Origin of the sequence: Kibdelosporangium banguiense, assembly GCF_017876405.1 — a bacterium.
In the GTDB taxonomy this organism is placed as follows: domain Bacteria; phylum Actinomycetota; class Actinomycetes; order Mycobacteriales; family Pseudonocardiaceae; genus Kibdelosporangium; species Kibdelosporangium banguiense.
On sequence record NZ_JAGINW010000001.1, the window covers coordinates 5,405,165 to 5,429,772 of the forward strand.

18 protein-coding genes are annotated in these 24,608 nt (G+C 67.5%); 12 read left to right on the forward strand and 6 right to left on the reverse strand.

Annotated elements, in window-relative coordinates; genetic code table 11:
• Nucleotides 1-26: 26 nt before the first annotated feature.
• Nucleotides 27-2,750, reverse strand: a complete 2,724-nt coding sequence (locus JOF56_RS25645) for a helix-turn-helix transcriptional regulator (protein ID WP_209642057.1) — start codon at nucleotides 2,748-2,750, stop codon at nucleotides 27-29.
• A 58-nt stretch (nucleotides 2,751-2,808) separates the two neighbouring features.
• Between JOF56_RS25645 and JOF56_RS25650 the strand changes: the two genes are divergently transcribed.
• A complete protein-coding gene (locus JOF56_RS25650) occupies nucleotides 2,809-3,447 on the forward strand; it encodes a DUF2461 family protein (RefSeq protein WP_209642058.1) in 639 nt (212 codons plus the stop codon).
• On the opposite strand, the gene JOF56_RS25655 is transcribed toward JOF56_RS25650, so the two are convergent.
• On the reverse strand, nucleotides 3,425-3,697 hold the full coding sequence (locus JOF56_RS25655; protein WP_209649133.1) for a hypothetical protein: 273 nt from the start codon (nucleotides 3,695-3,697) through the stop codon (nucleotides 3,425-3,427). The genes JOF56_RS25650 and JOF56_RS25655 overlap by 23 nt on opposite strands.
• Before the next feature lie 173 nt (nucleotides 3,698-3,870).
• On the opposite strand from JOF56_RS25655, the gene JOF56_RS25660 reads away from it, so the two are divergent.
• Nucleotides 3,871-4,674, forward strand: coding sequence for a helix-turn-helix domain-containing protein (locus JOF56_RS25660; RefSeq protein WP_209642059.1), 804 nt, complete (start codon nucleotides 3,871-3,873; stop codon nucleotides 4,672-4,674).
• Between the two features lie 139 nt (nucleotides 4,675-4,813).
• On the opposite strand, the gene JOF56_RS25665 is transcribed toward JOF56_RS25660, so the two are convergent.
• Entirely contained in the window at nucleotides 4,814-5,584 is a 771-nt protein-coding gene (locus JOF56_RS25665; protein ID WP_209642060.1) for a maleylpyruvate isomerase N-terminal domain-containing protein, read from the reverse strand.
• A 373-nt stretch (nucleotides 5,585-5,957) separates the two neighbouring features.
• Between JOF56_RS25665 and JOF56_RS25670 the strand changes: the two genes are divergently transcribed.
• Both JOF56_RS25670 and JOF56_RS25675 read left to right on the forward strand, forming a co-directional pair.
• The gene (locus tag JOF56_RS25670; RefSeq protein ID WP_209642061.1) at nucleotides 5,958-6,509 is read left to right on the forward strand and encodes a TetR/AcrR family transcriptional regulator; all 552 of its coding nucleotides are present in this window, start codon (nucleotides 5,958-5,960) and stop codon (nucleotides 6,507-6,509) included.
• A gap of 263 nt (nucleotides 6,510-6,772) precedes the next feature.
• Nucleotides 6,773-7,663 carry an endo-beta-N-acetylglucosaminidase H gene (locus JOF56_RS25675; protein WP_209642062.1) on the forward strand — a complete coding sequence of 297 codons (891 nt, stop codon included), beginning with the start codon at nucleotides 6,773-6,775 and terminating at the stop codon, nucleotides 7,661-7,663.
• A 7-nt stretch (nucleotides 7,664-7,670) separates the two neighbouring features.
• Here JOF56_RS25675 and JOF56_RS25680 read toward each other — a convergent pair whose 3' ends face one another.
• Nucleotides 7,671-8,456, reverse strand: a complete 786-nt coding sequence (locus tag JOF56_RS25680; protein WP_209642063.1) for an arginase family protein — start codon at nucleotides 8,454-8,456, stop codon at nucleotides 7,671-7,673.
• A gap of 47 nt (nucleotides 8,457-8,503) precedes the next feature.
• Nucleotides 8,504-8,635: a hypothetical protein gene (locus JOF56_RS59575; RefSeq protein WP_281065488.1), complete on the reverse strand. Its 132-nt coding sequence runs from the start codon at nucleotides 8,633-8,635 to the stop codon at nucleotides 8,504-8,506.
• Between the two features lie 770 nt (nucleotides 8,636-9,405).
• Here JOF56_RS59575 and JOF56_RS25685 point away from each other — a divergent pair.
• Genes JOF56_RS25685 through JOF56_RS25695 form a run of 3 tightly spaced genes read left to right on the forward strand, consistent with a single transcriptional unit; the run spans nucleotide 9,406 to nucleotide 12,611 of the window.
• Nucleotides 9,406-10,119 carry a hypothetical protein gene (locus JOF56_RS25685; RefSeq protein WP_209642064.1) on the forward strand — a complete coding sequence of 238 codons (714 nt, stop codon included), beginning with the start codon at nucleotides 9,406-9,408 and terminating at the stop codon, nucleotides 10,117-10,119.
• A 42-nt stretch (nucleotides 10,120-10,161) separates the two neighbouring features.
• Complete coding sequence (locus JOF56_RS25690; RefSeq protein WP_209642065.1) at nucleotides 10,162-11,388, forward strand: AAA family ATPase; 1,227 nt, start codon at nucleotides 10,162-10,164, stop codon at nucleotides 11,386-11,388.
• Entirely contained in the window at nucleotides 11,385-12,611 is a 1,227-nt protein-coding gene (locus JOF56_RS25695; protein WP_209642066.1) for a vWA domain-containing protein, read from the forward strand. Before JOF56_RS25690 ends, JOF56_RS25695 begins: the two co-directional genes overlap by 4 nt.
• Here JOF56_RS25695 and JOF56_RS25700 read toward each other — a convergent pair.
• Nucleotides 12,606-15,797 (reverse strand): AfsR/SARP family transcriptional regulator, encoded by a 3,192-nt coding sequence (locus JOF56_RS25700; protein WP_209642067.1) that lies wholly within the window; start codon nucleotides 15,795-15,797, stop codon nucleotides 12,606-12,608. The two genes, JOF56_RS25695 and JOF56_RS25700, sit on opposite strands and share 6 nt — an antisense overlap.
• Before the next feature lie 190 nt (nucleotides 15,798-15,987).
• On the opposite strand from JOF56_RS25700, the gene JOF56_RS25705 reads away from it, so the two are divergent.
• The 5 genes from JOF56_RS25705 to JOF56_RS25725 are packed head-to-tail and all read left to right on the forward strand — an operon-like array spanning nucleotide 15,988 to nucleotide 24,568.
• Complete coding sequence (locus JOF56_RS25705) at nucleotides 15,988-17,379, forward strand: DUF4407 domain-containing protein (protein WP_209642068.1); 1,392 nt, start codon at nucleotides 15,988-15,990, stop codon at nucleotides 17,377-17,379.
• Nucleotides 17,376-19,802 (forward strand): GTPase domain-containing protein, encoded by a 2,427-nt coding sequence (locus JOF56_RS25710; protein WP_209642069.1) that lies wholly within the window; start codon nucleotides 17,376-17,378, stop codon nucleotides 19,800-19,802. The genes JOF56_RS25705 and JOF56_RS25710 overlap by 4 nt, the downstream gene beginning before the upstream one ends.
• Nucleotides 19,799-22,729: an Hsp70 family protein gene (locus JOF56_RS25715; protein ID WP_209642070.1), complete on the forward strand. Its 2,931-nt coding sequence runs from the start codon at nucleotides 19,799-19,801 to the stop codon at nucleotides 22,727-22,729. Before JOF56_RS25710 ends, JOF56_RS25715 begins: the two co-directional genes overlap by 4 nt.
• On the forward strand, nucleotides 22,729-23,688 hold the full coding sequence (locus JOF56_RS25720) for a hypothetical protein (protein ID WP_209642071.1): 960 nt from the start codon (nucleotides 22,729-22,731) through the stop codon (nucleotides 23,686-23,688). The genes JOF56_RS25715 and JOF56_RS25720 overlap by 1 nt, the downstream gene beginning before the upstream one ends.
• A complete protein-coding gene (locus tag JOF56_RS25725; protein WP_209642072.1) occupies nucleotides 23,657-24,568 on the forward strand; it encodes a hypothetical protein in 912 nt (303 codons plus the stop codon). Before JOF56_RS25720 ends, JOF56_RS25725 begins: the two co-directional genes overlap by 32 nt.
• The last annotated feature ends 40 nt before the right edge of the window (nucleotides 24,569-24,608 follow it).

Sequence of the window (24,608 nt, forward strand, 5' to 3'; positions counted from 1 at the left end):
TCCCTTGTCGGAAAATGGCGGTTAAGTCATCCGAGCCCGAGCTGCGCCAGTTCGATCCGTCGGCTGACGCCCAGTTTCGGGTAGGCGCGGTACAGGTGGTGGCCGATCGTGCGCGGGCTGAGGAACAGCTGCGCGCCGATCTCCTTGTTACTCAGCCCGGCCGCTGCCAGCCGAACGACTTGCACCTCTTGCGGTGTCAGGTTTTTCAGCGGGTCGTCGGCGACCGGCTCGAGTGTCGGGCGCTCACCGAGCGCAGTGAGTTCGCTCGTCGCGCGTGCTTCCCACATCGACGCGCCCAGCCGCTTGAACCCGGCCAGGGCGGCGTCCAGTTCAGCTCGTGCTTCGCTACGGCGGCGTCTGCGGCGTAGCCATTCGCCGTAGAGCAACTGAGTTCTGGCCTGGTCGAATCGGCTGTCGTGCTTGGCGTACAAGTCGAGCGCCGCGCGGTAATGCTCTTCGGAGTCCTCGAGCATCGCCTGGCAACGCCGTAGCAGCGCTGTCGCGACCGGACTGTCCACGTGCACGGCCCACCGTTCGAACGCCGTGAACTGATCGGCGACCTGGTCGGGGCTACCGTCGCGGACCGCCGCCTCCACCAGATCCGCGACCGCGCGGATAAGGAAGTCGTACTTGGCCGGGCCCACGCAGACGGAATACAGCGCGTCGAACGCCGCGCGATACCGTCCCGCGGCGAGATCGAGCAGGCTAAGGCCCCAGGATGTCAACGCTGTGCCGACGGCGTGCCGTCCTTCGAGTACCGGCAGCACCTCGGCGGCCAGTTCGCGGCATCGCGGTTCGTCGCCCGTCATTGCGGCCAGCCACACGGACGTCGCTCGCAACACCGCGACTTCCATGTCCATCCCGAACTCGGTGCTGAGCGCCACGGCCTCGGCCAGGCAGGTCTGTGCCGTGAGGACGTCACCGCGCAGCGCGTGGGCCAATGTGAGGATCTCCTGCGCGTACGGAATCCAGGTCAACGCTCCGCTGGCTCGCACCTCTGCCAGCATCAGCTCCATCACCGCGGCGGTCGCCTCGTCCTCGGCCAGCATCAGGCCGCTGAACCCGGCCACGACCCGGTGCATGAGGTCCGCGTCCTGCTCACGGCCAATCTTGATCATGGCGTGGAGCGGGCCGGCGGCCTTCTCCGGTCTGCCACTCAGCAGGTCGCCCCAGCTGATCTGCGCGTCGGCGGACGCACGCAGCCTGGACCCCTGCTGCAGCCGCAACTGGCCCATCAACTGCCCGCCCTCGGTGATCAAGGGCAGAGAACCCGCGTCCCGGCCGGTGCAGATCATCTCGGTCAGCATGACGACCGCTCGTTCAGGGTCACTGTCCATGACCAACCGCGCCGCCTCGGCCGCGAGCGCGGCATCCGCTTCGGGGGACGTCCGCTCGTATTCGATCTGGCCACGCAGCAACGTCGCCTCCGCGATGATGCTCGGATCAGTGGTGAGGGACGCGACCTCGACTGCCAGGCGCGCCGCGCGGTCGGGTTTGCCCGCGTCGTAGGCGGCAGCCGCGGCCTTGGCGATGCGACGCGCCTTGAGCTCGGGATCCACGCTCAACCGGCCTGCACGGTCGTACGCGGCGGACACAGCCATGGCCCCGCCGCGGCGTTCTGCCCGTAGCGCGGTCCGTTCGAGCTCGGCGGCCACGGCCTCGTCCGGCTCGGTGGTGGCCGCCGCGAGGTGCCAGGTACGGCGGTCCAGGACGTCCGGCGCGGTGAGTGCCTCGGCGAAGGCCCGGTGGACCGCGATTCGCTGGTGGTGGGTGGCGCACTGGTAGGCGGCGGCACGCACCAGCGGATGCCGGAACGCCAGCTCCCCGTCCGCCACGTTGATCAGGCCGGCGCGCTCGGCCGCGTCCAGGTCGGACGTGTCCGCACCGACCGCACGGGCGACGCGCAGCACCGTGTCCATCCCGGCGAAGCGGTCGGCCGCGGCGACCAGCAGGATCGATTGGGATGCCTCGGGCAGGCCCACGATCTGTTCGCGGAACGTCTCCTGCACTCGACGCGTGACCGGCAACGGGCCGACCTGGTGCGCGGGCTCCGCACGACCTTCACGCTGCGCGGCCAGACGTGCCGCACCGAGTTCGAGCAACGCGAGCGGGTTCCCGTTGGCCTCCTCCACGACCCGCGCCCGCATCGGCGCCGTCAACCCAGGACTGTTGTGGTCAAGCAGACCGGCCGCCGCGTCCGACGACAAGCCCTGCAGTCTCAACTCTTCGATGCGGTGTGTGTGGAACGGTACTGCCGTGTCGCGGACCGCGAACAGCATCGCGACCGGGTCCGCCTGGAACCGTCGAGCGGCGAACAACAGTGCGTCCGACGACCCGCGATCCAGCCATTGCGCGTCGTCGACCACACACAGCAACGGTTTCTCCGCCGCCAGTTCGGCGACCAACGTCAGTGTCGCCGCGCCGATCAGGAAGGGGTTGGTCGCCGTGTCGTCACTCAGCCCGAACGCACCCCGCAACGCGGCTGCTTGGGGGCCCGGCAGCAGGTCAAGCCGATCCAGATACGGATACAGCAGCAGGTGCAGAGCGCCGAACGCCAGCTCGGCCTCGGACTCGATGCCGACGCCGCGCAACACGCGCATGCCCTCAGCCGTGGCCACGGCATGATCAAGTAGCGCGGACTTGCCTATCCCCGCCTCGCCTCGGATGACCAGCGTCGCGCTGCGACCGGACGACGCCTGCCCCAGCAATCGCTTGACGTGGTCCCGCTCCCCATCCCGGCCGACCAACATGGCACCCAAGCCTAGTCGCCGGCGAGGTTTTGTCGGTGGCCTCGGTTAGCATCGGCGCGTGATTCAGCAGTTCAGCGGATGGCCCGACCAGGCGCTCGACATTCTGTTGCGACTGGACGGTGAGCCGTCGAGCGCCCTGCGCGAGGAACTCCGCAAGGACCGGGAACGCCTGGTGCGTAAGCCGATGATCGACCTGCTGAACGATGTGGCCGACGCGGACCCGGCATACGCCGACTTCTCGGTCTGGAGCTACGCCAAGCACACATGGTGGTGGCAGCACCAGACGGCGACGATCAGACTGGCCCGCAAGGTGGAGATCGGCCTGCGCTTCGACCTCGACGGCCTGCACGTGAAAGGCGCCTGGCACTACCCGGACCCGGGACAGATCGAGCTGTACCGGGCCGCGGTAGCCGGCAAGGGCAGCGGCCTGGCGCTGGCCCAGGCAATCGATACGTTGCGCCACAAGGGTTACGAGATAAGCGGGGACGTGATGAAGGTGACCCCGCCCGGATACTCGCCCGACCACGAACGTGCCGGACTGCTCCGGCACCGCTCCGTGGTCGCCAGCCGCGCCCTCGATCGCGACGACTGGCTGGCGACTGCGAAAGCCCTCGACTGGGTGCTGGACACCGCCGCCGACCTGAACCCGATGCTGTCGTGGTTCGCTGAGCACGTCACGGCTGCGGAAGATCCGTGACAGAAAAGACGGATGCGTTGTCGTGTGCCCACTCGGCGAAGGTGAGCGCGGGTCGGCCCAGGAGCTCCTGCACCGTGTTGGTTGTGGGGCCGGGGTGCTTGCTGTAGTCGGCCACGAGGTCCTCGGCGAGTTTGAACTGGGCGGCGAAGCGGGCCGTCAGTGTCGACGATGTCGACGGTCTTGCGTTCGGCGTCGACGGCGGTGACCCACGCCTGCCGAAGGACGCGCCGAAGGAGCTGCCGTCGTCCACGATCGTGGCGTACCGGCAGATCGGATGACCGGTTGAGCATGTGAGCAAGGCCGGGGCGGCCACATCGCCCCGGCCTTCGGGCGGTCGCCGTTGTGGATCAATGGCCAGGAATCGTGATGCCTGACAGCAGCGGGCATCGTAGGCGAACGCACCATGACCAGAGGAGTGTTGCCATGGCGGTTCCGCGAACGCCGAACTATCACGGCAGGAAACTGCTGCGTGAGCTGAAACGGTTGCGTGAACAGGCCGGTATGACCCGGGAGCGGGCCGGCGACGAGTTGCGCATGACGCCGCGGAAACTCAGCCGGATCGAGAACGGCCAGCTGCCCAAGTACCACGAGACACAGGTGATGCTGAAGGTCTACCACCTGCGACCCGAACAATGGCCGGAGTACCTGACGCTGTGGGAGCTGGCCAGGAAACCCGGCTGGTGGCAGGAGTCCGGCCCACGGGACTGCGGCTACATCGGCATGGAACAGCAAGCGTCCACCATGACCGAGTTCCGTCTCGGCCTCCTGCCCGAACTGCTGCAGACCGAATCCTACGCCAGAACATCCTTGGCACACACCGAGGACAGCGACACCGAGGCGATCACACGGATACGACGGCAGCACAGGCTGTTCACCACGGAGAGTCCTCTGAGGCTGCACACGCTCATCCACGAACCTGTTTTGTATCAAGGGGTTGACCGTGAGCAGCTGCTGCAACTGGTGGAACGCGCCGACATGCCCAACGTCACCCTCCAGGTCGTCCCGCAGTCGGCCGGACTGCATGACGGCCTCACCGGCTCAGCCATCCTGCTCGAATTCGACGACCCCCAGGAACCGGCCCTCGCGTTCACCGAGACCGTGCTCGGTCTGTCGCAGGCCCAGAACGAAGCCACGACCTCGGCGATCCAAGTCCTGCTGCGACGGCTGACCGAACTGGCGATGGGCCCCGAGGACTCCCTCGACATGGTCAAGTCGCTCGTCAAATAGTCGAAGCGTCCCGTGGTCAGGGCTGACTCGGCCCTGATTGCGGGCACCGTTTTCTCAGTACCGGTAGGCGAGTCGGGCGCTATGTGTTGTGGATTCTGATGGCCGGCTCCTCCTGGGGATATTCCTGGACACGAACACGTCAGCTGAACGCGGACAATTCGGTCCATGTCCGGGCGAGCCGGCGATCACCGGTCATACTGAGGCCGGGATCACCGAGCCGGCCCCAGACGAACAGCAGCAGATCACCGGCCCGCTCGGCGACGATGGTGGCGTCAGCTGGGATCCCGGCGTCACCATCCTCTCGCCGCCAGGTGTACCCGTGCCGGGTCAACGTGATCAGCCAGCGGCTGTCCGGGCTGATCAGGCGCAGGGTCTCGCCGTCGCCGCGCAACATCGCGATACGCGGCGAGTAGTCCGCGGCGTAGGGCAGGATCTGCAGGAACTCCTTGATGCCGTCGAGCGCGACAGCGTCGTCGAAGGACGGCTTGCGGCCGAGGGTGAGCTCCGCGTCCGCCCGGTGGATGGCCGTGTTGTAGTACGCGCGCCGCGCCCAGAACCGGATGGTCTGCTCGTAGCCCCATGACCACAGTGGATGGTTTGGGTCGGCGGCGCGCACCGCGGCCAGCAACGCGTGGCCGCTCGCGATCATCCAGTCGGCGTAACCGTCCGGTGTGGCCGGTCCGGTCAGGTCGACGTCGCCGAACCCGTACTTGCGCTGCGCCTGGTTGCGGATCATCGGCTCGATCCACCGGAACATCTCACCGGTCTGGCGGATCACGTCGGCCAGCGACCAGCCCGGGCAACTCGGCGCGGGCTGCCCGAGATCGGCGCCGGTGACCACGCGGGCCAGTGCGCTGATCTCCTTTTCCAGCAGGTCGCAGTACCGGGCGGCGGTCCAGAAGTCGTTCACGGCAATCCTTGTCGCGAGTACTCGGGTAAGGCGGCGACGGATTCGCTGGGGCGCAACTGATGCCCGTAGGCGTACGGCAGGCCGAGCTTGCCGGCCCGTCAGCGGGATGCTCATCGACAACGCGAGGATGTAACCGGTGAGCGACCACGGCCATCCGCTTGAGCTCGGGCTCGATGGCGGGGCTGGTGCGGGTGTTCACCTCAGCTGGTCTTGAGCAGCTCGGCGAACTGGTTGGGTGCTGATCTCCTGGTCTATTATCCGGGGTGCGGGTCCCGTTTCGACTATACGGGATCCGCACCCCGGTTGTATAGCGGGTCAGGAAACGAGGAACACCATGGTCGCGGACCGCTCCCCAGCAGCGAAAACACGTCCGATGCGGGCGGATGCCCGGCGCAACCGTGACAAACTTCTCGAGGCCGCGCGTAAGGCGTTCGCCACCGAAGGACTGTCCGTACCGGTCGACGAGATCGCCCGGCGGGCCGGTGTGGGTGCCGGCACCATGCACCGGCATTTCCCGACCAAGGAATCGCTGCTTGAAGCGATTGTGGTCAGCCATGTCGAGGTGCTGGTCGAAGAAGCGCGAGTGCTCGACGACACCGACGACCCCGGTGCGGCGTTCTTCGGTTTCTGTTTCGGCATGGTCGAACGAGGGATGGCCAACCGGGCGCTGGCCGAGGTGCTCGCCGGCGTCGGTTTCGACGCGCAGGCCAGGATCGCGGCCGTCGCCGAGCAACTCGAACAGGCCATCGAACGGCTTGTCGAGCGGGCGCAAGCGGCCGGCGCGGTCCGGTCGGACATCGGCATGGCCGAGATCCACGTCCTGCTCAACAGTGTTCACTTCGCTTCTGAGCGGGCGAACGGCGACGCGGAGATGGCGATGCGTGTCATGGCCGTGGTCTGCGACGGCCTGCGCGTCGCTACCTAGCCAGCCTGGGCGGCCGCGAGCTCCGCTGGCGCGCCGAACCAGCGTGTCGCGCAAGACGGCGATGTCCGGTTCGTCGTTGGCCCGCACGGCCAGTGTGTCCAATTCGGACAGATCCGGGAGAATGACCTGATCGCTGCCATCGACTGAAAACTGCGAAGGACAACTCACCGGACAGACGTGACGCGACACGTGGACGCCGGGACTCCGGTGCTGGTTCGCTGCTGGGGATGACCCTGCCAACCCCAGTCGACGGGAGTTGATCAATGGTGTCCAGAATTCGTCAGATCGGTGCGCTTGTGGCGGCGGTCGCGTTGATGACCGGAGGGACCACGGTCACGGCGAGCGCGCTCGCGAAGACCGGGCCGGTCTCCGTGGCGTACGTCGAGGTGAACAGCAACAGCATGCTGAACGTGGGCAAGTACACGCTGGCCAACGGCAGCGGCAACGTGTTCGACATCGGTGTGATCTTCGCGGCCAACATCAACTATGACGTCGCCAGGAAGTCGGCGTACCTGTACTTCAATCCGAATGTGCAGCGTGTGCTGGACAACGTGGCCACGCAGGTCCGGCCGTTGCAGGCCAAGGGAATCAAGGTCACGCTGTCGATCCTGGGCAACCACGAGGGCGCCGGGTTCGCCAACTTCCCGTCCAAACAGGCCGCCGAGGCCTTCGCGAAGCAGTTGTCCGACACCGTGGCCAAGTACGGCTTGGACGGCATCGACTTCGACGACGAGTACGCGGAATACGGCAAAAACGGTACCGGCCAGCCAAACGCGAGCTCCTTCGTGTATCTCGTCTCGGCGTTGCGTGCGGCGATGCCGAACAAACTCATCACGCTGTACAACATCGGCCCGGCGGCGTCACGGTTGTCGTATGGCGGTGTGAACATCGCGTCGAAGTTCGACTACGCCTGGAATCCCTACTACGGCACGTGGGGCGTGCCGAACATCGCCCTGTCCAAGGCCAGGCTCTCCCCGGCGGCCGTCCACATCAACGCGACACCCAGCAGCACCGCCGCCAGCCTCGCCAAGCGAACAGTGAGCGAGGGCTACGGCGTGTACCTGACCTACAACCTCGGCGCTTCCGACGCGCACACCTACATTTCCGCTTTCACCAGGGAGCTTTACGGCACCGACGCCCGCTACACCGGGTAAAGGCAGATCACCGGCGAAGCGCGGCGCCAAGGTGCCGGATGACGTCGGCTTCGCCGGGGTTGTCGGCGGCCGGGGCATGTTCGGTGATGGCCGCGCCGACGACATTGTCCAGTCGTGAGATCAGGTCGGCCAGATCGGACGACCGGACACCGTGTGGTTCGGGATAGCAGACCGAGCCGAACTCAGCAGGATCGAGCACGTCCAGGTCGACGTGGACATATGTCGGGCCGGAAAGTCCGTCGAACGCCTTCGCCAACTCGTCGACACCGTGTACACGCAGGCCAGTCTTGCGGAGGTAGTCACGTTCACTGGCGCCGCCTGCCCTGACCCCGGCGAGAATCACCTGTGCTGGAGCCAATGTCTGTGCCGGGGTCAGCAGGGCGGGACCGTCGCCGAGCAGCGTGCGGACGACCATGCCGTGGAACGCCCCCGAAGGGAGCTCGCCGGGCCCGTACACATCGGGATGCGCGTCGATCCACAGCACCGTCAGTTGGTCGCCGTATCGCTGGCGAGCGGCGGCGATCGGGGCGATGTCCACCCCGCAGTCGCCGCCCACAGTGATCACGAAGTCGTCGATCCCGGCCAGCGCTTCGCCGGTCAGTCTCAGGTTCTCCACGAGGACCCCGCGTGCGCGGATCCCGTCGGTGATGTCGTTGCCGCCGTGGGCAACCGGCACTGACACCACGGTGTCCGCCTGCAGGAGTTCTGCGGTCCGATGTGCACCGGGGGCCAGCAGAGGTGCCTTTTCCGAAGCGGATCCTTGCCATTGCGGTACGCACAGCACTGTTGTCATGACTGTTTCTCCGAGTAAACGAGATGGTTCCCAAGGACTGCCGCACGTCAGCGCTGGTCGGTCCATCCCGCTCGGTTCTGCCGCAGCAAACGCTGCATCTCATGCGTGTGCACGGGCACCTCCGCCCGACGGCTGAGGAACACAACACTCAGCCGGGAGAGGTCACGCACACGCATCACGGCGTCGACCGTACAAGACCACGAACTGGCGTGTCCATCGCTGGGGTTCGGCTTTCCTACAGACAGGGCGGCGGTGATCCTGGTACGGTGATCGTGATGTTTACCTACTCGTGCAGATCGGGGGTCCCGTCCGCAAAAGGTGAGTGCTGATGCGCTCCTGGACTGCGAATGGGGATTCCCGCCTTCTTTTCTGGTTGCGTGTGCGTGAGTTCGCCGTGCCGCCGTCGATGATCGAGTCCGCGACCGCCCGCCGTGCCGTAGGCGACTGGGCTGGGGCGTGTGCTGCCGCGCGGGTTGATGTGGATCTGAACCTGCGTGCTGTCGGGCGTACACGTGGCCGGCAGTTTGCCGCACAGGTCCGTGCTGACCTGCGACATCTGGCTCCTGACTTGCTGCGATGGCATTTTCCGAGGATCGGCCCGGACGGGCTATTACGCCCAGGCCTGACTGTCTCCTTGGCTCGATACCCTCCGGCAGGGACTGACAGTGGCGGCGCGGTGCATCTTGTGGCGCGTACGCCGCCGGCTTGGGCTGATGCCGGTCAGCGGATCAGCCTCGCGCTGTGGGATCCGGCGCAGCCTGGGGATGGTGCGCGCGGACACCCGCATCCTCGTCCCGACAGGCGTTTTCGCCTCGACCTGCACCGCCACTTGTGGGATGCGCGCAGGGCCGATGAGTTGTGGGAACGGTCTGCGGGCAGTGATTCCACAGTGGACCAGATTCCTGCTGAGATGTTGCCGGAGAGAAGCGGCTGCGCCGTGGACCGGTGGGTGGCTGAGGCGGAGCTGTTGCTGCGTGCGGAGGGACGAGCGGATGGCGTCGTCACCGTGCGGCTCGGCACCCGGCGGCTGATGCTCGATTTGGGAGCGCCCAAGTCAAGGAGCCCCGCGAAAGACCGTGTGTGGCCGGTCCTGCCGGACGCGGCGACCTGGGTGCTACCTGACCTGGAATTGCTCCGCGAAGGGTTGATCGATCCCGATCGGCTGCATCCGCTTGTCGCCTCATCGCTCGTACCGGGGCATCGGCCGGCGTCACGAAGTCCGGACAGCGCAAGGAATTCGCGTCTGGTGCAGTGCCGTGGCGCCGAGCACCGGATCGGCCTGGTGAACGGGGTGCTCGTCCCGTTGGATCACGACTCCGACGAGATTCGCCGGGAGGAACTGCTGGTCGCGTTGGGTGGTCCAGCGCTGCCATGCCTGCTGGCGATCGACGAGGCGCACCGGCGGCCGGAGTGCCTTGTGGACGTTCGGGCCCGTCTCGACCACGGTGACGCCGCCGGTGCTTTGGCTGCTGTGGAAAGCCTGCTCGGACCGGATGTACTCCTGCGCAGCGGAGCACTGCGCGACGAGTTGGAGACGGCGGTGCGCCGCCGGGTCACTCATGGGCTGTATCGGGCCGGACTAGCCGGATTCGGACCGCCTCCGGTTATCAAGGACGCTCGCCGCGGTGTCCGGACCCATCCGCGTCACGCTGCTTCTCGCTGACTCTCTCAGAATCCTCGACTTGACCTGAAAGGTGATTCGACCATGCCTGTATCCACCATGGACAGAACTTCCGGAGCGCCGCTTGACCTCGCTGCCGATCTACTCGCACTGCTGCACGACACGGCCACTGAGCCGCGTCCGGACACGCAGTTGGAAGCCTTGACCCTGGCCGTGTCCGCCGACTTGCCGGTGCTGCTGTGGGGCGAGCCCGGGATCGGCAAGACCGCGGCCCTGAGCCACCTTGCCGAAGCCCTCGACCTGCCGCTGACCACGGTGATCGCCAGCGTGCACGAGCCGTCCGACTTCTCCGGTCTGCCGGTGGTCGGTGATGATCCCGCGGCACAAGGTATTCCGATGGCTCCGCCGGACTGGGCCGTGCGTCTGGTCCGGGCGGGCAAAGGACTCCTGTTCCTGGACGAGCTGTCCACCGCGCCACCGGCTGTCCAGGCAGCGCTGCTGCGCCTCGTGCTTGAGCGTCGGGTTGGCGCTCTGCGACTTCCGCCTGGCGTCCGCATCGTGGCCGCCGCCAATCCGCGCTCCTCCGCGGCCGACGGCTGGGAGCTGAGCGCACCGCTGGCCAACCGGTTCGTCCATCTACAGTGGACCTACGACCACGAGGTCGTGGTGCGAGGGCTCGGCGGGACTTGGCCGCAGGCGGCGTTGCCACGACTCGACCCGGGGCTGCTGCACGACGCCGTGGCGTTCTCCCGCCGGGCAGTGTGCACGCTCCTTGCCGCCCGGCCCGGACTTGTGCATCAACTGCCGAAGAACGAAGCACGCCGCGGCGGCGCTTGGCCTTCGCCACGAAGCTGGGAAATGACACTGCGCCTGATCGCCTTCGCCACTGCGGCTTGCACCTCTCGGGAAGTACTGTCCATGTTGGTGCGGGGCACTGTGGGAGACGGTCCAGGGTTGGAGTTGCTGGCCAGCCTGGACCGGATGGACCTGCCGGACCCCGAGGCGCTGCTGGCGGACCCGGCGGCGGCCGTCCTGCCCGAGCGGGGCGACTTGCGTCAGACGGTGCTCGACGGCGTGGTGGAGGCAGTGCGTAGACGACCGGAGCAATCCCGCTGGGACGCGGCGTGGGCTTTGCTGGTCCAGGCTTTGGAGACGGGAGCCCCGGACTTGGTGGTCGTACCGGCGACCACGCTCGCCGCGCTGCGCCGCGACGGCTGGCAGGTTCCAGCGGCGATCGAGGACCTCGCCGGAGTGGTATCGCTGTCGCAGCGGGCCAACCGAGCCGCGGTCGGCGCAGGGACCAGCCGATGATCCTGGACGAGGAGAAGCTCTTCGCCGCTCGGTTGCACGCGGTCCGGGTCCGACCGTATCTGGCGACGGCCCTGTTCGCGTTGCACACAGTGGAATCGCGGCGAGTGCCGACAATGGCCGTGGACAGCCACTGGCGTTGCTACGTCTCGCCGGCGTTCGTGGATCGCACTCCGTTGGAGGAGTTGGCCGGGGTGTGGGTGCACGAGGTCTCCCATTTGCTGCGCGACCATCACGGTCGCAGCGACCGGTTCGCGGTGAAACACGGACTGACCGGACCGGCGGAGCGATTGCGGATGAACATCGCCGCGGACTGTGAGATCAACGACGATGTGTTCGGCGATGGGTTGGCGGAGCCCAAGGGTGCTGTCCAGCCAGAGCTCCTCAGGCTGCAGGAGGGGCAGCTGATGGAGGACTACCTGCGCCAGTTCCAGCTCGGGCCGTTCACCGCGGGCTTGGCCTGGCTGGACTGCGGCAGCGGTGCCGACGGGCTGGAGCGGGAATGGGACCTGGGAGCCGACGGGGCGCACGGGCTCAGCGAGCAGGAACGGGACTCCGTCCGGTTCCGCGTGGCGCAGGGCATCAACGCCCGGCCGGGGAGCGTCCCGAGAGGCTGGAAACGGTGGGCGGAAGAGGCTTTCCACCCGCCGCAGCCGTGGCGGGAACTGCTGGGCGCGGCCGTCCGTTCGGCGACCTCCGGCCCTGGCGCGGGTGAGGATTACACCTATGGCCGACCGTCGCGTAGGTCTGTCAGTCTGCCCGGAGTCGTCATGCCGAGTCTGCGGCGCAGGCCGCCTCGGGTCTGCGTGGTCATCGACACCTCCGGCTCTGTGAGTGACGCCGAACTGGGCAGCGCGATCCTCGAAGTCGCCGCTATCGGCCGTGCCGTGGGCGGCCGGCGCGATCTTGTCACGGTGCTGTCGTGCGATTCCGCTGCCCATGTCGCACATCCGCTGTGCCGTGCTGAGGGAATTCCATTGGTGGGTGGTGGCGGCACGGATCTGCGCACGGGCTTTGCCAAGGCCCTGCGCACCAGCCCTCGCCCGGACGTCATCGTGGCCCTGACCGACGGACAGACACCCTGGCCCGATGCGCGGCCGTCATGCCGGACAGTGGTGGGGCTCTTTCCTCGGCAGCGCCCAGCCGATGCGTGGAGCGAGGACGATCCCGACTACAGGCCGGACGCGCCGCCTGAGTGGGCACGTGTGGTCACCCTGGGATCATAGTGTGTCGATGGCGTCGGCCAGTGCGTCCAAGCCGTGCTTCTTGGCCGTGGTCAGGGCGGAGTTGAGCAATGTCTGTGCCTCGCCGCCCAGGCCGAGGACGGCGCGTGCCCGGTGAAGGCGGTACCAGGCCAGTTGTGCCGGTGCCGCTTGCACCTTCCCTTCGCAGATGTCCAAAAGGGACAGTGCGGTCAGGTGATCGTCCATGGCGAGGGCGAGGCGTGCGCGGAACATCTCGACCGGGCCGAGCAGGACTGCCGGCCACCCTGCCATGACCAGTTCACCGTCGTGGTTCGCGAGCAGCTTGTCGGTGCGCCTGCAGAACTCAGCGAGGTCGTCACGCGGGTGCCCACGGCGAGCGAGACCGTCGATGGTCTCCGCGATGAGGGCGAAGACCGATACGGAGTATCCGTGCGGCGGGAGAACACGCAGTCCCTCAGTACGGTGAAACAGTGCCCCCAGGCTGTCCATAGCGGACTCGGAGTCGCCGGTTTCGCTGTGCAGCAGGGCATTGGCGGCCATCCACACGGTGAAGTACTGGCGATCCTCGACCCGTCCGCCGATGGTCTCCAGGGACAGTTCCGCCAGCCGTCCCTGTTGCCGGCGTAGCCAGAACGCCTGCGCCAGCCATGTCTGGTCGAGTGAGTCGCCGGTGACCGGTGTGCTCATCCGGGCCAGCAGCTCCCGGGCCGGCCCGAGCAGGCGCCGCTCGGCCGAGTCGAGGTGGCCCAGCCAGAGGTCGGACATGGTGTCCAAAGTCGACTGCAACCACGGCATCAGGCCGTGCTGCGAGCGGTCGGTGATCTCCCGGTGCCGCGCCACCGTCGCCTGGGCGGCGTGCAGGTCACCCAGGCGCAGCTGGTCGATCGTCGTGGTGATCAACGCTTCGCCGATGAAGTGTTCCTTGCCTGCCTGGTAGGCAGCCCGTTCCAGCATCTGGCTGATCGCGCGCATCTCCGCCGGTGATGCGAAGTCGAACAGCGCCCAGCGGCACTCGGTAAGCACGTCGCACGCAGTCTCGGCGGGGTCGTCCGGCGAGAGCTCCGCGACGACCGCGCGGGCGATGGCCACTCCCGGAGGGGAAGTGGCGGCGCCGATGTCGCTTGGTTGCAGAGCCATCGAGGACTTGTGGGCCAGATGCGCGCTCACCTGCAGCCATAGGCCTCTGCCCTCGGCGTCGTCGGCGATCGGATCGAGCTCCGCACGGCACTTCTCCAGCAGCGACAGAAGTTCCTGGTCGGTACGGCCCGGAACCGACCAGCGCCTGGCCAGCCGGACGACTGCTGTGGCCCGCAACAAGGGCGCGTCCTGCGCTACTCGGTAAGCCGCCTGGTAGGACGCTGCCGCGGCCGGCATGTCGGCCCGGTCGTGGTGAGCGTCTCCCTGCACCAGGTACATCGTGAACCGCAGGTCACGGTCTGTGGTGAGGCCAAGCCCACGTGAGGCGAAATCCAGTGCCTCGTCATGGTCACGGCGTTCCCGTGCGTCCCGGGCAGCGTTCGCAAGGGCAGCAGCGGCTATGTCGTCCGGCAGGTCCGGTCGCGCGGAAAGCGCATGCCAGGCCAACGCCGCCGGAGTCGCCGCGGCGGTACCGGACAGCTCGACGAATGCCTTGTGGTGTAACCGTCTCGCGGTCGCTGGCGAGGTCGCAAGCTCGGCCAGGACGGCGTCACGGCGCTCGCCGGAGGTGAATGAGGCAGTTCCGTGAATGAGCTGCACGGCACCGGATCTGAGTGCTGCGGCGAGATTCGCGTCCGTCTCGTCGGCCGACGCTCCCACGATCCGGGCGACGAGCGCGGTGTCGATCTCCAGGTTCGCCTCGGTGATGGCGGCGGCTGAGAGCCAGTCCAGGCCGGGCTCGGGCACCGTGACCGGCCCGGAAGCGGGCACAGCATGCTTTTCACCCGCGTCGGACAGGACAAACCCGAACCGATTGCGGTCGCACCGCCGCGCCACCTGGTCGATCACGTTGCCGGCGGCGGGATCCAGCTCACGCGCGTTCTCCACGAGGATCACGAACGGTCCACGGGCAACGGCCCGCTTGACCATGGCGACCATGATCTCGACCATCCGGGCGATGCTCTGTTCCGTCCGGCGAGGATCGATGACGAAGTTGCTCGCCGCCACGATGTCCTTGTCCCATGGCGTCAACGGATCGCGCAGCACCGAGACCACGAGTTCGGCCAGGACGGCACGCAACGTCGCGAAACCGTTGGCACTGACCCGCACCGTGCGGACCCCGTTTGCCCTTGCCAGGTCCTGGAACCGTGACAGGTTCACCGAATCGCCGGCAGAACGCAGGATCGAGGCGCGCCCGTCGCGGACGGCGGCGAGGTACTCGACGATCGGACGGGTGCCCGGCTCCGGCCATGTGGGTTTCTCCGTCGCCTCGGGGAGCGCCGGGAGTTTGAGCTGGAACTCGACGCCGAGGCCGTGCAACTGAACGAGGTTGTCGGCGCGTGCGGTCATGGCGTCGTGCCTCTCCCGCTGTTCCACGAGTTGGGCCGCTTGTGCCGGTTCGTCGTCGTCGAGCAGGTCCGCGATGCGCAGCAGCCAGAACAACTGGTTCGCGTCGAGCCGACCGGTCAGCGACTGGTCCTGGGCCATCCAGTCGAGTACCTCGTGCTCCCCGGTCAGCAGTCCGGCCTGCGCCCACAGCCGGGCGAGCCGGACCTGCTGGTTCTCCAGCAGTCCCCTGGCAGATCCGCAAATCACGGGCATGCGTGGTTCCCAGTCGTCGTCGACGACCGAGAACGGGGTGCCGTGCCACATCGCCGCTGCCTGGCGCAGCCTGTCCAGTGCACTGGCGACCGAGCTCGTCGCAACGAGCTGCTCCGCTTCGTCGACCAGGGCTTTGAACCGGTGCCGGTCGACGGCGTCGACCGGGTGCACGCCGTTTTCAGTGGGCGCCTTTTCAAGCTGGTAGCCGATGTCCCGCTGCGCGAACGAGACGGTCACCCCGGCGGGCTTGATCTGGTCTCGCAACCGGGTCATCACGGGATACAGCCGGCCAGGTTCAGGCCGGTCGGGCCACAGCATGTCGGCCAGGACGTACGGCTCGACCAACTGCCCGCGCGGCGCCGCCGCAAGTACGGCGAGCACCTTTGCCTGCTGTTTCGGCAATGGCACGAACTCGTTACCGGTGACGAGCCCGATGCGGCCGAGTACACGAATGAAGGAATTGACCATGCGTTTGTCGTGACCTCCCGGACGGCTACATCAGATAAGTCGTCCCGCGCGCCATTTCGTAACACTTGCGTGGAAGATCGTTGCAAGGTCGCGGCAAGGTGGGTGAAAGGGCTGGTAGTTAGCTTTCCGCGGTGCCGGGTCAATTGGTGTGACCCCGCCCGGCAATCGGAGACGGGGAGGCGATGGGGGAATGCCGGTCAACAGTTCCACCACGAACGGGCACGGTCCGTACGGCTTGCCGCAACCCGGGCCACCTCCCGCGCACGCTGCTCGGGACCGGCCCGCGGGCCTGACGAGAACCTTGCTCTGGGTGGCGGGTACCGACCCGGGCAAGGTGGAGACGAGAACAGAACGCTATCGCGCGGCGGGGACCGGCATGTTCGTCGTTCTCATCGCGCTTGTGGCCGCTGGTTCGCTCATCTTGTACCTGCAGACAGTCATCGGCGCATTACACACGTGGTTCATTGTTCCGGCGCTGATTTGGGGCGTGATCGTCTTCCAGGTCGACCGGATGATCCTCATCGAACCCAATTATGGCCGTCTTGACCGGGCTGAGTCGCTCGCGGATCAGAACATCGTCAATCGACGCGTCATTGTTACGCGTTCCGGGCCGCCGGTCAACGGAAGTGAAAAGGGGCATGAGGACGGCTGGCTCGCGGTTCCGCCGCCGTCGGCCGACCGCGGTTCCGGAGTCTCCCGCGTGGGCGTCTACGTCCTGCGGTTCGCCATGGCACTGGCGATCGCCTACCTGGTCAGCGAGGCGCTGGTGCTGATGATCTTCCGACCGGAGGTCGACCAGGAGTTGACCCGCAACGGCGACGTCGCCTTCGAGCGGGACATCGCCGCACTGGCCGCAACCGAGGCGGACGCGCTCCTGCCGAGGATCCAGACGCTGCGCACAGAGATCGCCGACCTCGACGCGGATCTCGCGCAGAAGAAACGTGTGGTCGACGAGGCCCGCGCGAACTACAACGGGGAAGCCGACGGCACCAGCGGCACCGGGGTCCGTGGCTCCGGCCCGCAGACGAGAGCGGAATGGGAGAACCTCACACGCGCCCAACGGATCCACGACACGGCCCTCGCCGATCGGGACAACCGCGCCCGTCTCAACAGCACAGAGATCCAGAACCTCACAGTGTTATGGGCCGAACTGCGCACTCCGACCTCCGGCGCGGTCAACGAACTCCGGGAATCGCCGCGAGGCAAGGCGCTGTACGCGCAGACCCACGGACAGGCCGGCTGGCTGGCCCGTGAGCAGGCGTTCGCCGACTTCCAGCAGCGCACGTCCAACGCCACAGTCCACTCCGTGCCGTGGGTGATCCGCGCGCTGTTCGTCCTGGTGGATCTCCTGCCGCTGACGATGAAACTGCTCAACATCCGCACTCTCTACGGCAGGCGGGTCCGGGATGAGGCGCAGCTGCTGCGCTACGAGGACCGCCTCCGCCACGTCTCCGCGATGCGCCGCGCCGGTGAGAAGGCGGCACTGGCCGATCACGCCATGAACGTCGCGGCCCGGCTCGACTACGACAGCCGCGAAACCTACTACCGCACCCGCGCCGATCATTTGGGGAGGCAGCCGTGACCGCTGACCACCAGAGCAGGCTCGACGAGTTGTGTGCCAAGGCACTGCACGCCGGCGACCTGCTGAGCACGATGAAACCACCCAGTCATCTGGCACACGTGCATTCCCGTGCGCGGCAACTGCAGGCCAGCCTGGACCAGGCCTGCCGGCGTTGCCCGTCCACCGGGTTCGCGGGCGTGTTCACCACCGGCAAGTCGATGCTCCAGTCGCTGCTGCTGGACCTGCCCGGCCTGCTCCCGGTGGCGAACGTGCCCTCCACAGGCAACATCACCCGGGTGCGCGTCCGCCCGGCGGCCGCCGGCAGCAGGGTGATCAACCGCGCGTTCACCCTGCTGTCGCCGGACGCGGTCGCGCGGATGGTCGACTTCATCGTCGACGGGATCGTCGCCGCGGTGGACGGCAACCCCGCCTACGACGTTCGCGGGCTTCGCGGCCACACCCTGATCGACGTCGCCGACCCGGCGGCGTCGGACTGGGAGCCGCTGGAGGCGTTCCTGAGTCCGATGTGGACTGATATGGAGCTCAACGTCCAGGTGCGCCAATGGGCCAGCGAGCTGCTCGCGATCCGCGACGCGCTGGCGGTCGCCGCGCACCTGCTGCCGAGATCCATGCCGGGCAACGAGATCGTGTTGTCGGAAGGCAGCCTGGAGGCGGCCTTGCTCATCGGCGACAGCCGGGTACCTCCGGCCGAGTTCCCGCACCAGCGTTACCGTCCGCCCCTCGCCGCGCACGAGATGTCCCAGCCGCACGGGCTGCGCGTCCTGCTGCCCCTGGTCCATGAGGTCCTGATCGACGTCGAGATGGACCGGGACATCTGGTCGTTCAACGGGATGGCGGTCGACCTGCTCGACTTCCCCGGACTGGCGTCGGGCAGCCTGCGTGACCGTTTCCTCGCCGAAGAGGAACTGGCCACCGTCACCGTGCTGACCGTGGTGCTCGATGCCGAGAAGCCGCGTAACGACGACGTGCACCGGCTTTACGGGCTGCTGGAGAAGGGCAAGTTCGCCCGGCCCGAGCTCGCGGAGTCGGTCCTGGTCGTGGCCAACCGGTTCGACCGGGTCCTGCCGCCTGCCGGGCCGGTCGACTCCGTCGCGCGCCTGGCCGCGGAGTCGATCGACTTCCGGGCGGTGCTCGTCGAGGCCGACGAGCTGACCCGCAAGCGGCCGGCGCGGGTCGCGCTGACCTCCACGCTCACCGGTGCTGTTCACTATGGACATTCGGTCGCCGGTGCCCGGCCGCAGGACCTCGACGGCGTGCGTGCCGCGCCGGGTCGCTGGGAGCCCGTCATGCGACGGATGGCCGCCGCGAACGAGTCGCACCCGCTGCGCTTTTCGCTGGAGGCTTATCTGCACGACGGGGGAATCGGCTATATGCGCGAGTTGCTGAGCAGGCACCTGGTCACGCACGGGCGCCGGATGGTGGTCAACGAAGCCGAGGCCATCGCCGCCGCGCTCGACGAGCAGCTGGAGTTGTTGCGTCCGGTCGAGCCGAGCGCGGCACCGAGCGGGGCCGAGCGCGCTCGCATCGAGACCCTGGCAACCGGGCTCACCCGGGCGTGCGCCCGTTGCCGGGACCGGCTTGAGAACGAGCGCTTGGTCGGCCATCTCCCCGTCGGGGAATCCACAGTGGATGAACAGCTGCTGGGCCTGGTCGTCCGGGCGGTGCACGACTGGCCATTGTGGCCACCGACCGGACTACTCGCGCGGACCCGTCGCGTGGGCACCGGACGGCCTGAAACCGGACGTGGCAAGGGCATCATCGAGCGGCCAGCGCGTCCGCCGGAGGCGCCCAGGCCGGGAACCGCGCCCGCGATCACGACATCGACGCTGCTCACCGCCTACCGCGACACCCGTACGAGCCTGTCCGGACCAACGGTCGCATTGCTGGAGAACGCCTTGCGCCAGTGGTCGGCCGCGTTGCTGGCAGAGGAGAACCTGGCCGACGTCTCACGCCGGCTGGGTGGTCCGGACCTGCCGTGGAGTGACGACCGCACATTGCTGCACGATCGGCTTCGCACCGTCACGTCACCCGAATGGGTCGACTACCGGTTCCGCCTGATCGACACCCTGCTCGATCCTGACCTGCTTGTCCGGCGGGCACGAGAGGTACGCACCGCCCGTTCGGACACCGTCCGGGTGGACCCGGAGCCGCTCGCGGCCAATCGCGCCCTTCCATGGCACCCGAAGATCCTCGGACTGGGCCGGGACGGTCTTGCCGATTTCGCCGATCCGATCACCGTGTTCCGCCTGCGCCGTGACCTGGTGCTGGCCATGCACCGCGAGATCGGCCGGGAGCTGCAGGCCGTGTTCGACACCGTTCGCGAAGAAACACACGGATTCCTGGACCAGTTCAGCGAGGACGCGGTACCCACGCCCGACGAGATCCGCGACATGACAGAACCATCGACTGGAGGCGACGCATGATGGGCACACCCTCGACCACCTCGCGTTCCCCACTGCGTGCGAGCGGGCCCGCAGGCAGGGCCGACGTCATCGCCGGTGTCGACCTCGGCACGTGGTCGTCAGTGGTCACACTCTTCTGCAACCAGCAGATCCGCGCGCTCACCTTCGACCCGGCCGTGATCGGCAAGTTGCGTGCCGGTCTCGCGGACCTCCTGGGATCACCGGAGTTGCGCTCGCTGGACGCCGAGATCCGCACGGAACTCGCCGAAATCGCCCAGCAGGCGGCCGAACTGCGGAGTCTTCCGCCGTTCCGGTCGCTCGACGAGCTGATAGGGCATCTCGGTACCGGTGACGACCCGCAGACCAGTGCCGCACTTACTCGTGCCACGGCCGTTGCGGTGGAACGGCTGCTCGGCTACCAGAGCCATTCGAGTCTCCGGGCCACCTTGGCTCTTCGCCTGCATCGCATGTACGACACGGCGTTCGACCAGCCCGCGCTGCGCGTCAGCCATCTGTGGCCGATGCCGATCAACCGCTATGGAACGTATGAGGTGACGAGCATCCTGTCCGTGCCTCGTGAAGGCGACATCACCGACGGACATCTGCTCGACGACACCGCCTCCGTGTTCACCGCGTCCGGAATCCAGTTCCCTGGAATGAAACGCTGGCTCAACCGGGTCCAGCCGGTGAACGAACTCATGGACGTGCGGTTGCCCGACGGCTGGTTGCCTGAGAGTGAAGTCCTGCTCGGCCAGGCAGTGCACGACCTGGTACGCCGGGTCGAGACCGATGTGCTCGGCAACAGCCTGGTGGACGGACTCGACCTGCCGGGTGCCCGCCTGCGGCAGTTCGTCGCCACCTACCCGACCACTCTCGCCCCGCAGGCGAAGGAGCGGATGCGCCGGTTCGTCCGCGACTCACTGGGCTGTCTGGACTGCGAGCTGCGGATGTCCTGGGACGAGGCTGTCGGGTCCGGGATGTACTTCGTGATGCGGACCATGGCGGGCTTCCGCGAGGCCGGCCTGGACGCCTTCCGCCACCGCGCCCGTCCGTTGCCCGGGATGGACGGCCGGGGCTGGCGGCAGCACATGCTGATCATCGACATCGGTGGTGGCACAACCGATATCGCGCTGCTCGCGATCGACCTGTTCGACCGGACGGCCCGGCCACGTGCCGGGGCCGATGACGAGCCGGAGACCCAGGGACGTGAGTACGAGCTCAAGCCCCAGGTACTGGGTACGACAGGGCATCCCCAGCTCGGCGGCGACCTGCTCACCCTGCGGATGTTCTACTGGCTCAAGGCGGCGATCGCCGACGTCCTGCACGCCGACCACCCGCAGGCGCCGTTCGTGCCGAAGGTCATCGGCTCGCGGAGCCTGAACCCGGTGCCACTGGCGATCCGTCAGGCGTTGCGGGATCTCGTTCCCACGCACCACAAGGATGCGAGCCACGGGCCGGCGCTCACCCTGCGGCCGAGGACGGCGTCGTTCGAGAAGCTCTGGACCGAGGTCGAGAACGGCAAGGCCAACCCGGTGGACCCGTCGGTGTGCCAGGACGCGGGCGGCCGCAAGTTCCGGCTGTCGGAGGCGTTGGTCAAGGAGTTGCCCGACACCGAGTGGTCGGCGAAACTGGCCGCGCACACCGGTGACATCGAGCTGACCGCCGACGAGTTCGGCTCACTGCTGCGGCCGATCGTCGAGGTCGCGGCGGGTCTGGCCGCGGATCTCGTCCGCCGCTCGCTCGGCGACGACCCGGACGCGCGGCTCGACATCGTCGCGCTGTCCGGCCGGACCACCAACATGCCTGGTGTGGACCGGATCGTGGCCGACACGCTCGCGCAGGAACTCGCCCGGGCGGACGGCGGGCGCCCGGTGGCGTGGGATCCAGGTGGCATCGTGGTCGAGCGGACACATGCCAAACAGGCGGCCTCGATCGGCGCGACGTGGGCGGCCGGCGGGGATGCCTACAACCCCGGGGAGTGCGATTTCGGACGAGACGTGGTCCGGGTCGACGTCGGCAATCTGCTCGCCACACTGCCGGTGGACCTCGGTCTGGCCGGTCCGGAAGGCAAGTCCGAACCCGTGCTGCGCGCCGGGACGCCGTTCGACATGGCCGACCCAAGTGGACGGTTCGCCCGCTGCTCGTTCACCCGGTCGCGGTGGCGCAGGCTGAGCCCGCTCACCTCGTTGCACCGGATCCTTGCCTCCTCGGTCCGTGAGGACATCCACTCCATGATGTGGGGCGTCTACGGCCACGATCGTGACGAGGCCAACTCCGGCACGGTCTGGTTCCAGATCCAGGTCGACCAAGAGCTGACGCCCAAGCTGTTGCTGTGCAAGGGAACCGCCGATGGAGTACGGCCCTGGCTGCATCCCGACGAGGGCGCGGCGCTGGCCTCGGTCGCCAAGGTGGACCTGCGCTCCCAGCAGCGTCTGGCCGATCACTTCGACGGTCAGAAGCTGGTGACAGTGCCCAGGATCGAAGCCGTACGGGTCGGGGACACCGCTGCGGCACCGGTTGAACTGTTCGCCGCGGGCCCCGCTGAGCAGGCGCTTACCTGCGCTGTTCCTACCGACGGTGGTGCGCAACGAGCATGGGACGCCGGGTTGGCCGGTGACTTCGACCGGACAGCCGGGATCTCCGCGGCGCCGCTGCCGATCACCGCCGCACCGGACCGGTACCGGCTGGTCGTCGACGGTATCGAGATCGAGGAAGACCTGGAGCCACCGGCCTTCCTGCCCGGCGCCGGCCCGGGAATGAACACCCCGTACTGGGTGGTGCTCGACGACCGTGGGGTCCTGCGAGTGCACGCGGGCTACCCGGCCTACCTGGCCACCGACTCGCTCAAGCAGATGAGGGCGTGCCCCGGCGTTGTCCACGTCGCCGACATGGAGGAAGGCGACCCCATGTGGGATCCCCGTTGGGACCCGTTCACGGGTGATCACTGATGCCGGGCGATCTCCCGGACCGCGCCGCGCTCGCCGCCGCCGTCGGCCGGATCCACGATCATCTGATCGGACTGACCGACGCCCTCGGCGAGTTGCACGCACTCCTCGCGCCGGATGAGGCCGTCGTCGAAACGGCGGAACCGAGTCCCATGCGACGCGTGTGGCTCGAACTCGGTGGAGACGGCGACATCGAGGAGGAACAACTCCCGATCCACCTGACCTGCCTGGCCCAGCGTCTCGGCCCCGGTCCGAAGCTGGATGCCGTGCTCGCCACGGGCGTTCCCCAGGAGCTGCCGTCCTCGCCGGAGCTGGACGACCTGGTCGCGGAACTCGACCCGCAGCTCGCGGACGCCGTGCGGCTGATGGTCCAGCTGGCGGAGCATGACACCACGCTGATCTGGATCGACACGAAGACATCGCAGTCAACGGTCCATATAGGACGGATTGGGGATTGTTACGAGGAAGTGCGGACTGCCGTCAACGATCTGCTTTCCGCGCCGCCGGAAGCCAGTCGTGACAGCGTAGTCATCCGGGCAGTGTGGCTGGACTCCTTGTTGCGCCGCCTGATCCCCGTCGACAGGAGTCATGAGCCGATGCGTCTGGTGCCTCCGGAGAAAGGCAGCGCATGGGCGAACGCGCTGGAAGCATCCCTGGACGCGGTCCGGCGGATCAGCAAACAGGCAGACGCCGCCGTGGAAGCCGGTTGCCCGCCGCAGGACATCCCGATGACCGAAGCCGTATCGCATCACCACACGCGTATGAACACCTCTCTGGTTCTGCATGTCGAGCCGGAACAGGACAACAAGGTCCTGTGGTGCCTGCGCGTGTGGGCCGGACGGGACAACCACGGCACATTCTCGGCCGTCGACAACGCTCGGGTGATCTTCGGCCGTGATCCGAACCCCCGCTCCATCCCAGGAGGACGCCATGTCGCAACTGAAGCAAAGCATCGACCGTGACCCGCTGCTCGCCCGGCTGGGTGAGCGCAGATCCGAGCTGCGCGAGGAGATCGCCACGGAGATTCGCGGCCGGATAGCCGGACTGTCCACACTGGAACTTCTCACGCTGACCACGGCCTCAGGGCAGACCCTGCCGCCGAAGGTCAGCGCGAGCTACGCGGGACAGTTGGCGAAGTACCTGCGCAGCCCGGACTCCGGGCTGTCCAGCCGGGTGGAAACCGTGACGCAGGAAGCGGTTGTGGCGGCGGCCCTGCGGTTCTACCAGTCCGACGACGTGGTCGACGACCTGTCGGAACATCTGGGCCGCCAGATCGTGCAACGCGCGGACATCCAGGCGTTGCTGGCCAAGGAGCTGTCCGCGGTCGGCAAAATGATCGGCCGGGAGGGAAAGGATTTCCTGGCTGTCGCGGGCAAGAACACCGGGTCCCAAGCATTGCAGCAGGCCGTCAGCTCCGCGTTGCACACCTCAGTCGGCTCGGCCCTGGCCGCACTGGTGGCCAAGGCGTTGACCCTGCCCGTCGTCAAGGTGGCGATAGCCAAGGCGCTCGCGGCCGCGCTGGCCAGCGCCGCGTTCCAGAAACTGGTGCTGATCGCGGCCAAGAAGGTGGGCGTCACCGTCATCGTGCAGATGATCCTGGTCAAGCTGCTCGGCGTGAGCAGCGCCGGCCTGCTCGGCATCGTCGTCCTGCCGGTGATCGCCGCGATCCTCTACCACGAGTACCGGCAGTTCCCGGCCAAGGTGGGAAACCAGGTGGCCGAAGCCGTCTCCGCCCGGATCGCCGAGTCCGGTGACGAACTCGACGACGCGGTCGTCGGCGCCTACCTCGACTCCGCACTGGACGCCGTCATCGACTACATCCGCGACCTAGCTGTGCAGTAACCGTCCATTGCGGACAAAATCGCCCGTTGGAGGAGTGACC

Excerpts from the sequence above, each read along its gene's own strand:
- JOF56_RS25645 (WP_209642057.1), bottom strand. The coding sequence starts at position 2,750 with ATGTTGGTCGGCCGGGATGGGGAGCGGGACCACGTCAAGCGATTGCTG.
- JOF56_RS25660 (WP_209642059.1), top strand. The coding sequence starts at position 3,871 with ATGGCGGTTCCGCGAACGCCGAACTATCACGGCAGGAAACTGCTGCGT.
- JOF56_RS25670 (WP_209642061.1), top strand. The coding sequence starts at position 5,958 with ATGCGGGCGGATGCCCGGCGCAACCGTGACAAACTTCTCGAGGCCGCG.
- JOF56_RS25675 (WP_209642062.1), top strand. The coding sequence starts at position 6,773 with ATGGTGTCCAGAATTCGTCAGATCGGTGCGCTTGTGGCGGCGGTCGCG.
- JOF56_RS25680 (WP_209642063.1), bottom strand. The coding sequence starts at position 8,456 with ATGACAACAGTGCTGTGCGTACCGCAATGGCAAGGATCCGCTTCGGAA.
- JOF56_RS25690 (WP_209642065.1), top strand. The coding sequence starts at position 10,162 with ATGCCTGTATCCACCATGGACAGAACTTCCGGAGCGCCGCTTGACCTC.
- JOF56_RS25695 (WP_209642066.1), top strand. The coding sequence starts at position 11,385 with ATGATCCTGGACGAGGAGAAGCTCTTCGCCGCTCGGTTGCACGCGGTC.
- JOF56_RS25700 (WP_209642067.1), bottom strand. The coding sequence starts at position 15,797 with ATGGTCAATTCCTTCATTCGTGTACTCGGCCGCATCGGGCTCGTCACC.
- JOF56_RS25705 (WP_209642068.1), top strand. The coding sequence starts at position 15,988 with ATGCCGGTCAACAGTTCCACCACGAACGGGCACGGTCCGTACGGCTTG.
- JOF56_RS25715 (WP_209642070.1), top strand. The coding sequence starts at position 19,799 with ATGATGGGCACACCCTCGACCACCTCGCGTTCCCCACTGCGTGCGAGC.
- JOF56_RS25720 (WP_209642071.1), top strand. The coding sequence starts at position 22,729 with ATGCCGGGCGATCTCCCGGACCGCGCCGCGCTCGCCGCCGCCGTCGGC.
- JOF56_RS25725 (WP_209642072.1), top strand. The coding sequence starts at position 23,657 with ATGTCGCAACTGAAGCAAAGCATCGACCGTGACCCGCTGCTCGCCCGG.